This window comes from Burkholderia ubonensis, from assembly GCF_902833085.1.
In the GTDB taxonomy this organism is placed as follows: domain Bacteria; phylum Pseudomonadota; class Gammaproteobacteria; order Burkholderiales; family Burkholderiaceae; genus Burkholderia; species Burkholderia ubonensis.
Window position 1 is genome coordinate 210903 of record NZ_CADFEB010000006.1, and the last position, 14517, is coordinate 225419.

Below are 14517 nucleotides of genomic sequence, written 5' to 3' on the forward strand. Positions count from 1 at the left end.
CGCGTCGCTGATCTGGCGCAAAGCGGGGCGTCGATCCGCTTGAACACGCCGCAAAGCGCCATACGATGGGATTCAGCCCGACATGGCACGGGCCTTGCGTTATCTCGATCGAGTCGATCAACGACGATTGGCTTGCAGCACCGATTACCGACATGCCCGGCAACGGGCTCCCTGGGCAACGGCGTCCTTCGCATCGGGTCTCGACACGAGACCGGGTTCGCAGGACGCCGTTTTCGTTTGGTGAATGAGATATGTCCGACAAGGCTACCCGCATCGATCTCTTCAGTTTCGGCAGCGCGCCGATGCGCGCGTTCCATCTGACGTGGATGGCGTTTTTCGTCTGCTTCTTCGCATGGTTCGCGTGTGCGCCGCTGATGCCGCTGATCGCGCGCGAATTCCACCTGAGCGCCACGCAGGTCGCGAACATCAACATCGCCGCGGTCGCCGCGACGATCGTCGTGCGGCTGGTCGTCGGCCCGTTGTGCGACCGCTTCGGCCCGCGCCGCGTCTATGCGGGGCTGCTCGCGATCGGCGCGCTTCCGGTGATCGCGGTCGCGTTCAGCCATGACTACCTGACGTTCCTGATCTGCCGGCTCGGCATCGGCGCGGTGGGCGCGAGCTTCGTCATTACGCAGTACCACACGTCGGTGATGTTCGCGCCGAACGTCGTCGGCACCGCGAACGCGACGTCGGCCGGCTGGGGCAACGCCGGCGCGGGCGCGGCGCAGGCGTGCCTGCCGCTGCTCGTCGCGGCCGCGATGCTGCTCGGCTTCGGCGACGCATCCGCATGGCGCGCCGCGCTCGTCGTGCCGGGCCTCGCGATGCTCGTGATGGCGTGGGTGTACGGGCGCTACACGCAGGACTGCCCGCAAGGCGACTTCATCGCACTGCGCAAGGAAGGCGTGACGATCGACAGCGGCAAGAAGGGCGGCTGGGCGAGTTTCATCGCGGCGTGCGCGAACTATCGCGTGTGGATGCTGTTCGTCACGTACGGCGCGTGCTTCGGCGTCGAGGTGTTCATCCACAACATCGCCGCGCTGTACTACGTCGATCACTTCCACCTGTCGCTGAAGGACGCGGGGCTCGCCGCCGGGCTGTTCGGCCTGCTCGCGCTGTTCGCCCGCGCGCTCGGCGGCTGGCTGTCGGACAAGGTCGCCGCGCGCCGCAGCCTCGACGTGCGCGCGACGCTGCTGTGCGCGCTGATCGTCGGCGAAGGGCTCGGCCTGGTCTGGTTCTCGCATGCGGACGGCGTCGGCATCGCGCTGGTCGCGATGCTGACCTTCGGCCTCTTCACGCACATGGCGTGCGGCGCGACCTACGCGCTCGTGCCGTTCATCGACCGCAAGGCGCTCGGCGGCGTCGCGGGCATCGTCGGCGCGGGCGGCAACGTGGGCGCGGTCGCGGCGGGCTTCCTGCTGAAGGGCGTCGGCGACGTGCAGCACACGCTGAGCCTGCTCGGGCTCGTCGTCACCGCGTCGGCGCTATGCGCGATGGCGGTGCGCTTCAGCGAAGAACACAAGGCCCGCGAGGCGGCGCTGCGCGAACGCGCGCTGGCCGCGAGCGGCGTCGCGAACTGATTGATCGTCCGAGGAGGAAAACCATCATGAAACTCATCGTCATCGGTCACGGCATGGTCGGTCACAAGCTGCTCGAGTGCGTCGCGGCGCAATCCGCCGGCGCGCTGCAGGTGACCGTGCTCGGCGAGGAGCCGCGCCCCGCGTACGATCGCGTGCACCTGTCGGAATTCTTCGCGGGCAAGTCGGCGGACGACCTGTCGCTCGTCGCGCCGGGCTTCTTCGAGCAGCACCCGCAGTTCGACCTGCGCCTGAACGCGCAGGTCGCGTCGATCGACCGCGACGCGCATACGGTCACGCTGGCGTCGGGCGAAACGCTCGCCTACGACAAGCTCGTGCTGGCGACCGGCTCGCGGCCGTTCGTGCCGCCGGTGCCGGGGCGCGAGCGCGCGGACTGCTTCGTGTACCGCACGATCGAGGACCTCGAAGCGATGCAGGCCTGCGGCGCGCACGCGAAGCGCGGCGTGGTGGTCGGCGGCGGGCTGCTCGGCCTCGAATGCGCGAAGGCGCTGCGCGACCTGGGGCTCGATACGCACGTCGTCGAATTCGCGCCGCGCCTGATGGCCGTGCAGGTCGACGACGGCGGCGGCCGGATGCTGCGCGCGAAGATCGAGGCGCTCGGCGTGACGGTGCACACCGGCAAGAACACGCTCGAGATCGTCGACGGCGAAGACGGCGCGCACCGGATGAAGTTCGCCGACGGCTCGCACCTCGACACCGACATGATCGTGTTCTCGGCCGGCATCCGTGCGCGCGACGAGCTGGCGCGCGCGTGCGGGCTCGACCTCGGCCCCCGTGGCGGCGTCGCGATCGACGACGGCTGCCGCACGAGCGACCCGGACATCTACGCGATCGGCGAATGCGCGGCGTGGAACGGCATGGTGTACGGCCTCGTCGCGCCGGGCTACGACATGGCGCGCGTGGTCGCGAAGCAATTGAGCGGTGAAGCCGCGGCGTTCGCCGGCGCGGACATGAGCACGAAGCTGAAGCTGATGGGCGTCGACGTCGCGAGCATCGGCGACGCGCACGGCGCGACGGCCGGCAGCCGCACCTACCAGTACGCCGACGAGCGCAAGCAGGTGTACAAGAAGCTCGTCGTGTCCGACTGCGGCAAGTTCCTGCAAGGCGCGGTGATGGTGGGCGACGCGGCCGAATACGGCACGCTGCTGCAGATGATGCTGAACCGCATCGAGCTGCCCGAGTCGCCCGAATTCCTGATCCTGCCGTCGTCGGACGGCGCGGCGAAGCCGGCGCTCGGCGTCGACGCGCTGCCGGCGCTCGCGCAGATCTGCTCGTGCAACAACGTGTCGAAGTCGCAGATCTGCGCGGCGGTCGGCGACGGCGCGACGAGCATCGCCGCGATGAAGTCGTGCACCGGCGCGGGCACGTCGTGCGGCGGCTGCGTGCCGCTCGTCACGCAGATCATGAAGGCCGAGATGAAGAAGAACGGCCTCGCGGTCAACAACCACATCTGCGAGCACTTCCCGTATTCGCGCCAGGAGCTGTTCCACCTGATCCGCGTCGAGCGCATCCAGACCTTCGGCGAACTGCTCGCGAAGCACGGCCACGGCCTCGGCTGCGACATCTGCAAGCCGGCGGTCGCGGGCATCCTCGCGTCGTGCTTCAACGAGTTCGTGCTGAAGAAGGAGCACGCGGCGCTGCAGGATTCGAACGACTACTACCTCGCGAACATCCAGCGCGACGGCACGTACTCCGTCGTGCCGCGCATGCCGGGCGGCGAGGTGACGCCGGAAGGGCTGATCGCGGTCGGCCAGGTCGCGAAGAAATACGGCCTCTACACGAAGATCACGGGCGGCCAGCGGGTCGACCTGTTCGGCGCGCGCGTCGAGCAGCTGCCGCCGATCTGGGAGGAGCTGATCGCCGCGGGCTTCGAGTCGGGGCATGCGTACGGCAAGTCGCTGCGCACCGTGAAGTCGTGCGTCGGCTCGACGTGGTGCCGCTACGGCGTCGACGATTCGGTCGGCCTCGCGATCGAGATCGAGAACCGCTACAAGGGCCTGCGCGCGCCGCACAAGCTGAAGTTCGGCGTGTCGGGCTGCACCCGCGAATGCGCGGAGGCGCAGGGCAAGGACGTCGGCATCATCGCGACCGAGAAGGGCTGGAACCTGTACGTGTGCGGCAACGGCGGGATGAAGCCGCGCCACGCGGAACTGCTCGCGGCCGACCTCGACCGCGCGACGCTGGTGCGCTACGTCGACCGCTTCCTGATGTTCTACATCCGCACCGCGGACCGGCTGCAGCGCACGAGCGTGTGGCGCGACAACCTCGAAGGCGGGCTCGACTACTTGATCGACGTCGTCGTCAACGACAAGCTCGGGCTCGCGGCCGAACTCGAGGCCGACATGCAGCACGTGGTCGACACCTACGAATGCGAATGGAAGAAGGCCGTCACCGATCCGGATACGCGCAGGCGCTTCCGTCACTTCGTGAACAGCGACGCGCCGGACGCGAACATCGCCTTCGTCGAGACGCGCGGCCAGATCCGCCCCGCGACGCCCGACGAGCGCATGCGCGGCAAGCCCGTCGAGATTCCGGTGGTGGTCGATACCGAAACCGTTTGAGCCGTGTTCATCGTCAGCAAGGAGAACGCCATGAGCAACGATCGTATTCCCGTGTCCTGGACCCCCGTGTGCGCGCTCGACGAGATCGTGCCGAACACCGGCGTGTGCGCTCTCGTCAACGGCGAACAGGTTGCCGTGTTCCACGTCGCGCATGCGGACGGCGGCGTGTTCGCGATCGGCAACGTCGATCCGGCGTCGCACGCGGCGGTGATGTCGCGCGGGCTGATCGGCAATCTCGGCGAGCGGATCGTCGTCGCGTCGCCGCTGTACAAGCATCACTTCGACCTGCGCACCGGCGAGTGCCTCGAAGTGCCGGAGCAGTCGGTCAGCACCTATCCGTCGCGCGTCGAGGACGGCTTCGTGTGGGTCGCGGGCTGACGGACCCGGAGCGAACATGACCGCCACGAACGTGAAAAGCGTGTGCCCGTACTGCGGCGTCGGCTGCGGGATGGTGCTGCACGTCGAGGACGGCGAGGTCGTCAAGGTGTCCGGCGACCCCGACCACCCGACCAACTTCGGGCGGCTCTGCACGAAGGGTTCGTCGGCGCACGTCGCGCTGCGCCAGTCCGGGCGGCTCGAAGGCGCGTTCGTGCGCCGCGCGCGCGGGGACGACCTCGTGCCGCTGCCGGCGCGCGACGCGATCGGCGAAACCGGGCGCCGCCTGCGCGCGGTGCTCGATGCGCACGGCCCGGACGCGCTGTCGTTCTACGTGTCCGGCCAGATGTCGATCGAGGCGCAGTACCTGATCAACAAGCTCGCGAAGGGCTTCGTCGGCACCAACCAGATCGAGTCGAACTCGCGGCTGTGCATGGCGAGCGCGAGCAGCGGCTACAAGCTGTCGCTCGGCGCGGACGGCCCGCCCGGGTCGTACGACGATTTCGATCGCGCGAACCTGTTCTTCGTGATCGGCGCGAACATGGCGGATTGCCATCCGATCCTGTTCCTGCGGATGATGGACCGCGTGAAGGCCGGCGCGAAGCTGATCGTCGTCGATCCGCGCCGCACCGGCACCGCCGACAAGGCGGACCTGTACCTGCCGATCCGCGCCGGCACCGATCTCGCGCTGATGAACGGCCTGCTGCATCTGCTGCACGCGAACGGCAAGACCGACGCCGCGTTCATCGCCGAGTTCACCGAAGGATGGGACGCGATGCCGGCGTTTCTCGCCGACTACACGCCGGAGAAGGTCGCGGAGATCACCGGGCTGGCCGAAGCCGACATCCGGCTCGCCGCGCAGTGGATCGGCGACGCGCCGGAGTGGATGAGCTGCTGGACGATGGGGCTCAACCAGAGCACCCACGGCGTGTGGAACACCAATGCGATCTGCAACCTGCACCTCGCGACCGGCAAGCTGTGCCGGCCCGGCAGCGGGCCGTTCTCGCTGACCGGCCAGCCGAACGCGATGGGCGGGCGCGAGATGGGCTACATGGGCCCGGGGCTGCCGGGTCAGCGCTCGGTGCTGTCGGACGCGGACCGGCAGTTCGTCGAGGACCGGTGGCAGGTGCCGCGCGGCACGCTGCGCACCGAGACCGGCCACGGCACCGTCGACCTGTTCGAGCGGATGGCGGCCGGCGACGTCAAGGCGTGCTGGATCATCTGCACGAACCCCGTCGCGACGGTGCCGAACCGGCGCAACGCGATCGCCGGCCTGCAGGCGGCCGAGCTCGTGATCGCGCAGGACGCGTTCCTCGACACCGAAACCAACCGCTACGCGGACATCCTGCTGCCGGGCGCGCTGTGGGCCGAGGGCGAAGGGGTGATGGTCAACTCCGAGCGCAGCCTGACGCTGATGCGGCAGGCGATCGAGCCGCCCGGCGAGGCGCTGCCGGACTGGCGGATCGTCGCCGGGGTCGCGCGCGCGATGGGTTTCGGCGACGCGTTCGACTACGCATCGGCCGCCAACGTGTTCGACGAGATCGTCGGCTTCTCGAATCCGGCGACCGGCTACGACCTGCGCGGCGCGAGCCACGCGGCGCTCGCCGATGCGCCGCTGCAGTGGCCGTGCGCGCCCGGAGCGGCGCAGGACCGCAATCCGGTGCGCTACCTGAACGACGGCGTGAGCCAGACGCTGCGCACGGCGGCGGACGGCGGCGTGCCGCGCCTCGCGTTTCCGACCGCGTCGGGCAAGGCGCAGTTCTTCGCGCGGCCGCACGCCGCGCCGGCCGAGCTGCCCGGCCGCGAATTCCCGATCGTGCTGAACACCGGGCGGCTGCAGCACCAGTGGCACACGATGACGAAGACGGGCAAGGTCGCGATGCTCAACAAGCTGAACCCGCGCCCGTTCGTCGAGATTCATCCGGACGATGCGCGCACCCTCGGGATTGCCGCGCAAGACAGCGTCGAGATCCGCTCCCGGCGCGGTCGCGCGGTGCTGCCGGCGGTCGTCACGGACCGCGTGCAGCCCGGCAACTGCTTCGCGCCGATGCACTGGAACGACGTGTACGGCGACGACCTGTGCATCAATGCGGTCACGAGCGACGCGATCGACCCGGTTTCGCAGCAACCCGAACTGAAATACTGCGCGGTCGCGCTGAGCCGGGTCGCCGCGGCGAGCGCCGCGCACGCGGACGACGACACCCCGCAGCGCGGCACGGCCGATGCGCCCGCCCGGCCCGAGCCGGCCGACGCGCACGGCGCCCCTGCGTTCGAGGAACTCGACATGGCTGACATCGATACTTTCGCCGCCGCGCTCGGCATTGCCGACACGGCGCCGCCGGCGCTCTCCGATGCGGAGCGCCAGTACGTCGCGGGCTTCGTCAGCGGCATGCGCAGCGACGCGGGCCGCCGCGCGGGCGGCGTGCCCGTGCTGCCGGCGAGCGCGCCGCTCGCCGCGCCGACGCGCCGCTGGCTCGACGGGATGCTCGCCGGGTTGTTCAGCCGCGCGCTGCCCGCACAGGGCGAGCCGGCCGCGGCGCTCGCGGGCGCACGCGCCGACGCCGATGCGGCCGCGCAGGGCGGCGTGCGGATCGTGCGCACGCGGCCGAAGGTCGTGCTGCTGTGGGCGTCGCAGACCGGCAACATCGAATCGCTGACCGAGGATTACGCGACGCAGCTGATGAACGCGGGCTTCGAGATCCGCACGACCTGCATGTCCGACTACCCGCTCGCGTCGCTGGCGAAGGCGCAATACGTGCTGCTGATGACGAGCACCTTCGGCGACGGCGATCCGCCCGACAACGGCAGCGAGTTCTGGGACGCGCTGCGCGCCGAGGGAGCTGCGCGCCTCGACGGCGTGCACTTCGCGGTGCTCGCGTTCGGCGACCGCAACTACGACCGGTTCTGCGGCCACGGCCGCCGGCTCGACGCTCGGTTCGCCGAGCTGGGCGCGAAGCGGCTGTCGCCGCGCGTCGACTGCGACGTCGAATTCCAGGCCGACGCCGACCGCTGGCTCGAGCGCGTCGTCGCGCGCATCAAGGAGGAGGACGCGGTGCTGCACGCGGTGCCGGCGGAAGGCATGATTCCGTCGGGCGCGCTGCCGACCAAGGCGCATCCGGCGTCGTCGCGGCTCGTCGCGAACCTGCGGCTGAATCACGCGGGCGCGGCGAAGGACACGCGCTACGTGTCGCTGTCGACCGGGGGCGCGAACCTCGAATACGAAGCGGGCGACGCGCTCGGCGTGTGGCCGACCAACTGCCCGGCGCTGGTGGACGAGCTGCTCGACCTCACCGCGCTGAAGGCCGACACGCCGGTAACGGTCGGCGGCGTCGGCGAAGTGCGGCTCGGCGACGCGCTCGCGCGTCACTTCGACATTACGCGCCCGCATCCGGACACGCTCGCGTTCATCGCCGCGCGCAGCGCGAACGGTGCGCTCAACGCGCTGCTCGCCGACGAGCGCAAGGCCGACCTGAAGCACTGGCTGTGGGGGCAGCAGCTTGCCGACGTGCTGCACGAATACCCGGTCGAGCTGTCGGGCGCGGAGCTCGTCGGCATGCTCAAGCGCATGCAGCCGCGCCTGTACTCGATCGCGTCGAGCCCGAAGGCGCATCGCGACGAGATCCACCTGACGGTGTCCGCGGTGCGCTTCCACAACGGCCGGCGCGCGCGCAAGGGCGTCGCGTCGACGTTCCTCGCGGATCGCGCGGACGACGGCCGCGTGCCGGTGTTCGTGCAGAAGTCCGCGCATTTCCGGCCGCCGGCGAGCGGCGACGCGCCGATCGTGATGGTCGGCCCCGGCACCGGCATCGCGCCGTTCCGCGGCTTCCTGCACGAGCGCCAGGCGCGCGGCGCGCGCGGCCGCAACTGGCTGTTCTTCGGCGAGCAGCACGCGCAGACCGATTTCTATTACCGCGACGAGCTGATCGCGATGCGCGACAGCGGCTTCCTGACGCGGCTCGATCTCGCGTTCTCGCGCGACCAGGCGGAGAAGGTTTACGTGCAGGACCGGATGCGCGAACACGGCGCCGAACTGTTCGCGTGGCTGGAGGAGGGCGCGCACTTCTACGTGTGCGGCGACGCCGCGCGGATGGCGAAGGACGTCGACGCAGAGCTGAAGGCGGTGGTCGCCGCGCACGGCGGGATGTCGGACGACAAGGCGGGCGAGTATGTCGCGCGGCTCGCGAAGGAGCGGCGCTACGTGCGGGACGTGTACTGATTGCGGATTGCGCCGGACTGCGCCGAACGGGTCAATGGAAGAAGAGTTCCCGCATGCCGAAGGTGTGATGCGCTTCGGCGGCCATCAGCACCATCAGCACCAGCAGGCACAGGGGCGGTATCAGGATCGCGTACACCAGCGCCAGCCGCTCCCACATCATGTGCATGAAGATCGACACGATCAGCCCGGCCTTGGCGAGCATGAGCACGACGATCAGCGTCCAGCGCATCAGGCCCTGCACGCGGAAGTAGTCCACCAGGTACGACATCGTGCTCAGTACGAACAGCAGGCCCCAGATCTTCAGGTAGATGCCGATCGGATGCTGCTGGCCGTGCGCGGCGTCCGGGCGATCGGCGGGATCGGTGTGGTCCATGGCGTGCCTCACCACAAGTAGAACAGCGCAAAGATGAACACCCACACCAGGTCGACGAAGTGCCAGTACAGGCCGGCGATCTCGACGATCTGGAAGTTGCCGTGCTCGGTGAACCCCGGGCGCAGGATCTTGCGTGCGATCAGCAGCAGGTAGATCACGCCGCAGGTCACGTGAAAGCCGTGGAACCCGGTGATCATGAAGAAGCTCGCGCCGAACTGCGCCGCGCCCAAGGGGTTGCCCCACGGGCGGATGCCTTCATGGACGATCAGCTTGGTCCATTCGAGGGCCTGCATCGACACGAAGCTCGCGCCCAGCAGCGCGGTCGCCAGCAACAGCGCGGCGGCGCGCCGTGCGTTGCGCCGGTAGCCGAAGTTGACGGCCATCGCCATGGTGCCGCTGCTGGTGATCAGGATGAACGTCATGATGGCGATCAGCAGCAACGGCACGTCCACGCCGCCCACCGTGAGCCCGAACACCTTGGAAGGGTCGGGCCACGGCACCGTGGTCGAGATGCGCACCGTCATGTAGCCGATCAGGAAGCTGCTGAAGATGAAGGTGTCCGACAGCAGGAAGATCCACATCATCGCCTTGCCCCACGGCACCTTGAAGGCTTCGCGGTCGGCGGACCAGTCCGTGACGATGCCGCGCCAGCCGTCAGGGCCGGCGTCGGCGGGTGTGGCGGGCGTGGCGGCAGCAGGTTCGGTGGGGAGCGTGGGCGAGGTCATGGCGCGGCTCCATACAGCGGCCCGCAGATGGCGGCGACGATCTCGGGGGTGATCCACCACATCGCCGCCAGCAGCACGAGCCAGACAGCCAGCAGGAAATGCCAGTAGATCGCGCACAGTGCGATCGCGCGCTGGGACCGGAACGGGTCCGCGCGCCGCAGGTGCGCGATCGTCAAGGCCCAGGCCGCCAGCCCGCCCAGCACGTGCAAGCCGTGCAGGCCGGTGAGCAGGTAGAGGAAGCTGTTGGAAGGATTGACGGCGACGGTCTGGCCGGCCGCCGACAGCATGCGCCAGGCGGCCAGCTGCCCGATCACGAACACGGCCGCCAGCATGCCGCCGCACACCAGCCACGCCGCGCGGTGCAAGGTCAACTGCCGCGCGCGCTGCATCGCAACGCTTGCCAGCGCCAGCGCGCCGGTGTTCCACCACAGCAGCGCCGGATGCGGGATCGGCTGCCAGTCGGGCTCGCGCATGCGCATGCCATAGGCGAGCAGCAGCAGTGAAAACAAGGTCGCGGCGACCGCCATGAAGACGATCAGGCCGACCCGGCTCGCATTCGGCAGGACCGGCGGCGCGTCAGGGGCGAAGGGGCGGGGCAGGGTGGTCATTCGCGTGCCTCGCCGGGTTGAAGCGTCGGGTGCGCCGGGTGCGCGGGTTCGGGCGCCGTCGCAGGCGGCTGGTTTTGCGGGACGAAGTCTTCGTCGTGCCCCGGCGGGCTGTATTCGTACGCCCAGCGGTAGACGACGGGCGGCGCGGCGCCCCAGTTGCCGTGCACGGGCGGCGTTTGCGGCGTCTGCCATTCCAGCGTGGTGGCCCGCCACGGGTTGCCGTCGGCGCGCTTGCCGCGTACCAGGCTCCACGCCAGGTTGTACAGGAACAGCAACTGCGCCACCCCGACGATCAGCGCGACGATGGTGATGAACGTGTTGAGCGTCTGCGCCGAAGCCGGAATGAAGCTGTAGCCCTCGTACGCGTAATACCGCCGCGGCATGCCCAGGATGCCGAGATAGTGCATCGGGAAGTAGATTGCGTAAGTGCCGACGAAGGTGATCCAGAAGTGCGCGCGCCCGAGCGTGTCATTGAGCATGCGGCCCGTCACCTTCGGATACCAGTGGTAGATGCCGCCGAACACCACCAGGATCGGCGACACGGCCATCACCATATGGAAGTGCGCGACCACGAAGTACGTGTTCGACAGCGGAATGTCCACGCTCACGTTGCCGAGGTAGAGCCCGGTCAGCCCGCCCAGCACGAAGGTGCTGACGAAGCCGATGGCGAACAGCATCGGCACGGTCAGGTGGATGTCGCCGCGCCACAGCGTCAGCACCCAGTTGTAGACCTTGAGGGCGGTCGGGACGGCGATGACGAGCGTGGTGGTGGCAAAGAAGAAGCCGAAGTACGGATTCATGCCGGCGATGAACATGTGGTGCGCCCAGACCACGAAGCTCAGCACGCCGATGATGATGATGGCCCACACCATCATCCGGTAGCCGAAGATGTTCTTGCGCGCGTGCGTGCTGATGAGGTCCGACACGATGCCGAAGGCCGGCAGCGCGACGATGTAAACCTCCGGATGCCCGAAGAACCAGAACAGGTGCTGAAACAGCAGCGGGCTGCCGCCGGCCTGCTTGAGCGTCTGCCCCATCGACACCACGGCCGGCATGAAGAAGCTGGTGCCGAGCGTCTTGTCGAGCAGCATCATCACCGCCGACACGAACAGCGCCGGGAACGCCAGCAGCGCCATGATGGTCGCGATGAAGATGCCCCACACCGTGAGCGGCATGCGCATGAGCGTCATGCCGCGCGTGCGCGCCTGCAGCGTGGTGGTGACGTAGTTCAGGCCGCCCATCGTCGCCGCGATGATGAAGATCGCGAGCGACACCAGCATCAGCACGATGCCCCATTGCACGCCCGGCGTGCCCGGCAGGATAGCCTGCGGCGGATACAGCGTCCAGCCCGCGCCGGTCGGCCCGCCCGGCACGAAGAAGCTTGCCGTCAGCACCAGCACGGCCAGCAGGTAGACCCAGTAGCTCAGCATGTTGAGGAACGGGAACACCATGTCGCGCGCGCCCAGCATCAGCGGGATCAGGTAGTTGCCGAAGCCGCCCAGGAACAGCGCCGTCAGCAGGTAGATCACCATGATCATCCCGTGCATCGTGACGAACTGGTAGTAGTGGTTCGCGTCGATGAAGCTGAACTTGCCCGGAAAGCCGAGCTGCAAGCGCATCAGGTCCGACAGCACCAGGCCGACCAGGCCGATGGCGATGGCCGTCAGCGCATACTGCACCGCGATGACCTTGTGGTCCTGGCTCCAGACGTAGCGGGTCCAGAAGCTTTGCGGGACGTGGTCGGTGTGTGCGTAGGGCATTGCGTCTGCTCCGCTAGTTGGCTGCGCTGCCGGCGGCCGGGCCGCCTTGCGATTCGATGTAGGCCACCAGCGCGGTCAGCTCCTGCTCGCTCAGGTCGAAGTGCGGCATGATGGGCGCGAAGCCCTTCACGACGCGGGCCGTCGGGTCGCGAATGAATGCGCGCAGATAGGCTTCGTCCACCTTCGCGGTGCTGCCGTCGGCCATCGTTTCGGTCTTGCCGTACAGGCCCTTCCAGGTGGGACCCACGCGCGGACTGCCGTCCACGGTATGGCAGGCGACGCAGCCCTTGGCCGTTGCGAGCGTCCTGCCCTGGTCGGCAAGCGCCTGCGCGCTGCCGCCTGCGGTGCCTGCCGCGGCCTGCACCTTGGCCTGCTGCCGCTGCGCGAACGTGGTCTGCTGCGCGAGCCACCGCGAGAACGATGCCTCGTCTTCCACCACCACCACCCCGCGCATGTTGGAGTGCCCGATGCCGCAAAGCTGCGCGCACAGGATGTCGTAGCGCCCGGCCTTGGTCGGCGTGAACCAGAAGGTCGTCACCATGCCCGGCACCATGTTCATGCGCGCGCGGAACGGCGGCACGTAGAAGTCGTGCAGCACGTCGCGCGAGCGCGTCAGGACCTGGATCGGCCGGTTGAGCGGCAGGTGCACCTCGGGCGTCTCGATCAGGTAGTTGTCGCGGCCGTTCGGGTCGCCGGGGTTCAGGCCGAAGGGGTTGTCGTCGCTGATGTAGCGCACGTCCGTCGTGCCCAGCTTGCCGCCGGGGCCGGCAAAGCGGAAGCGCCATTGCCATTGCTGGCCGAGCACCTCCATCTGCAGCACGTTGCGCGGCGGCCGGATGTAGTCGGCGTAGACGAACAGCCCCGGCGCCAGCAACGCCGCCACGCCGACGGCGGTCAGGCCGATCAGCCACCATTCCAGCCGCCTGTTGTGCGGCTCGTAGGCTGCGCGATGCCCGCCGCGGTGGCGGTAGCGCACCAGTGCGATCACGATGAACAGGTTGATCGCGATGAAGAACGCGCCGGTAATGACGAGCGTGATCGTCAGCATGTCGTCCATGCGCACCCAGTTCGACGCGATCGGCGTGATCCACCACGGACTGGCAAAGTGGAACCCCACCGCCAATACGATGATCAGGAACAGGACAATCGCAAGCGCCATAGGTCGCCTCGCTGCGAGTCATTCGCTGGAGCCGCTTCGCTGCGTGTTGCGTGTTGTAAGCGGCTCTAGAGGAAAGGTAGTCTGCTCCCCCGCATCGTGCAAGGAAGCCCACGGGGGATGCGCGCCCCATATACGGATCGCGCGCAGGAGCCGCTGCTTGCTGCGACGCAATGCAGGACGGCAGCCTCCGGCACGGTTGCCGTGGCCGCCATGCCCCGAGGGAACCGGGTGTTCAGGGTCGGTTCACGTGCGCGACCTGCGCCGCTCCAGCATGCCGTAGACGATGGCGGTGACCACGCCGAACAGCAGGTTCGCCAGCAAGGGGCCGGAACCTCGCTCCGAGACGAACCACGGGAACACCGCCGTCATCACATAGAAGTTCCACACATACGCGACGATCCCGAAGGCCACGCCGACGACGGCCTCCATGCCCACACTCGAATCGAAGCGGAACGGCGCGATGATCGCCGCGAGAATCATCCCCATCACGGCACCGAGCACGTAGTGCAGCACCAGCGCCGTCGCCACGATGCCAAAGCTGAAGGTGGACATCTGTTCGAGCGCACTCCGGCCCATCACCATCGCAGCGATCTTGTGGGTCGGTTGCCACGGGCTTTCATACAGCACCATGGTCGACCAGAAGAATTCCAGCACGATCACCAGGGCGCCGCCGGCAAGACCGGCCACGGCGGCGGCGAGCCAGTCGGGCACGCGCCGTTCCCAATGGTGTGATTGAATGTGCAGTTCCATACGACCTCCTTGCTGGCGGTTCAACTTCAACACCCAAGTGCTCGCGTCTAGCCGACCGCGTCTAGCCGACCGCGTCAAAATTGTGTCCGTTGTCCGATTCAGAATGGCAGATATGCGTGCCAACGCAAGGAACAAAAACCCTGCGCACTGCATGGCGCCATCGCGTTTCCTCATTGGGCGAAAAGGCGAAATGCTTCAGGGAAGCGGGCCGGCCCGGAAGATTTCCCCCAATTGCATCGCCGGTCATTCATCCGACGAAAAAATCGCGCCGGTTCCCGGTATGATGCGCATCTCGCACCTGCCGGTCGCCTGATTTTGATATCGCGTTCCGACGAACGGCCTGTCCGGCGCGGCTCCATCCGATGCGAAAGAATTTGTAATAATGATTCTGTATA

The 14517-nt window shown here is 68.1% G+C and carries 10 protein-coding genes; 4 read left to right on the forward strand and 6 right to left on the reverse strand.

Translation table 11 applies throughout. The features are described from left to right. Nucleotides 1–251 precede the first annotated feature (251 nt). The 4 genes from HWX31_RS18185 to HWX31_RS18200 are packed head-to-tail and all read left to right on the forward strand — an operon-like array spanning nt 252 to nt 8747. Nucleotides 252–1577, forward strand: a complete 1326-nt coding sequence (locus HWX31_RS18185) for an MFS transporter (RefSeq protein ID WP_174959607.1) — start codon at nt 252–254, stop codon at nt 1575–1577. Between the two features lie 26 nt (nt 1578–1603). Further along, nucleotides 1604–4156 carry a nitrite reductase large subunit NirB gene (gene nirB, locus HWX31_RS18190; RefSeq protein WP_174959605.1) on the forward strand — a complete coding sequence of 851 codons (2553 nt, stop codon included), beginning with the start codon at nt 1604–1606 and terminating at the stop codon, nt 4154–4156. 30 nt (nt 4157–4186) lie between these two features. Beyond that, nucleotides 4187–4534, forward strand: a complete 348-nt coding sequence (gene nirD / locus HWX31_RS18195) for a nitrite reductase small subunit NirD (protein ID WP_042588849.1) — start codon at nt 4187–4189, stop codon at nt 4532–4534. A gap of 16 nt (nt 4535–4550) precedes the next feature. Further along, on the forward strand, nt 4551–8747 hold the full coding sequence (locus HWX31_RS18200) for a bifunctional nitrate reductase/sulfite reductase flavoprotein subunit alpha (protein WP_175933946.1): 4197 nt from the start codon (nt 4551–4553) through the stop codon (nt 8745–8747). Nucleotides 8748–8778: 31 nt separating this feature from the next. Here the strand turns inward: HWX31_RS18200 and HWX31_RS18205 are convergent, their stop codons facing one another. From HWX31_RS18205 to HWX31_RS18230, 6 genes are all read right to left on the reverse strand, one after another. Further along, nucleotides 8779–9120 carry a cytochrome C oxidase subunit IV family protein gene (locus tag HWX31_RS18205; protein WP_010098756.1) on the reverse strand — a complete coding sequence of 114 codons (342 nt, stop codon included), beginning with the start codon at nt 9118–9120 and terminating at the stop codon, nt 8779–8781. An 8-nt stretch (nt 9121–9128) separates the two neighbouring features. Then, nucleotides 9129–9845, reverse strand: a complete 717-nt coding sequence (locus HWX31_RS18210) for a heme-copper oxidase subunit III family protein (protein WP_059637834.1) — start codon at nt 9843–9845, stop codon at nt 9129–9131. Then, complete coding sequence (locus HWX31_RS18215) at nt 9842–10453, reverse strand: cytochrome c oxidase subunit 3 (RefSeq protein ID WP_174963087.1); 612 nt, start codon at nt 10451–10453, stop codon at nt 9842–9844. Before HWX31_RS18215 ends, HWX31_RS18210 begins: the two co-directional genes overlap by 4 nt. Then, nucleotides 10450–12213, reverse strand: coding sequence for a cytochrome c oxidase subunit I (gene ctaD, locus HWX31_RS18220; RefSeq protein ID WP_174963085.1), 1764 nt, complete (start codon nt 12211–12213; stop codon nt 10450–10452). The genes HWX31_RS18215 and ctaD overlap by 4 nt, the downstream gene beginning before the upstream one ends. Before the next feature lie 13 nt (nt 12214–12226). Further along, nucleotides 12227–13372 carry a cytochrome c oxidase subunit II gene (locus HWX31_RS18225; RefSeq protein WP_174963083.1) on the reverse strand — a complete coding sequence of 382 codons (1146 nt, stop codon included), beginning with the start codon at nt 13370–13372 and terminating at the stop codon, nt 12227–12229. Between the two features lie 243 nt (nt 13373–13615). Next, nucleotides 13616–14122 (reverse strand): hypothetical protein, encoded by a 507-nt coding sequence (locus HWX31_RS18230; protein ID WP_059590155.1) that lies wholly within the window; start codon nt 14120–14122, stop codon nt 13616–13618. Between the last annotated feature and the right edge of the window lie 395 nt (nt 14123–14517).